We start from the raw sequence: 681 nt of genomic DNA, 5'->3' as shown, positions 1-681 counted from the left end.
TAGAGAGTTACCAGCTGCGTCAATGCGGCCTGTTCAACCGGATTGCGGAAAAGAACTCCCAATTGGGCAAAGTACAAGACCCTTTCCATGACCTGGATTACCAGACCACTTTGCTCAACACGCTCAATGGTTGTTTGACTGAATACCCCTTGAGCGAAGACGAACGCACGACATTAACTCGCCTGTACGAACAAAAATGGCAGCATCTTCCCGTTCATCTTGATAACGTTCTCCTCACAAGCGAAACCATGCGCAAGCAACTCACCGCTTCAAGTTGGTTATCAGCCAAAAGCCGCAATCAAACTGCTCATGTCAGTAAAACCTTTCATGCGTTAAATGCCATGTATGAGACGCCTAAAGGGGTCATTTCGCGCTTACCCTCTTTCTCCTTCGTGCAATATCAAGAGGAAATGGAAAAGTCTCGCTTGATGGGTAAGGTTTACTTCACCTTGAACAGCACTTCTGAGTGGCTTGATGTCACCACAAAATTGCTAGAAGAAAATCAGGAGCGCATTGTGTGTGGAAAGAATCGAGACACCACACAATTTCGCTATTTGAAAAATGTTTTCCAGTCAATTTATGTTGAAGAAGTACAGCCATACCTCGCCTTTGTCGACAGCACATATCAGCAGTTGAATGATGGTGCGATACTCATTGAGCAGAGAATGGAACTTCATGGGG

General features: G+C 45.4%; 1 protein-coding gene. It reads left to right on the top strand.

Annotated elements, in window-relative coordinates:
• Nucleotides 1-681 (top strand): DUF3080 domain-containing protein (locus tag R7093_RS25740; RefSeq protein WP_318147088.1); only part of this gene is annotated, 681 nt, incomplete at both ends.

The organism is Vibrio sp. 1580 (assembly GCF_033340055.1).
This window is presented reverse-complemented; position numbering and strand designations above follow the sequence as displayed.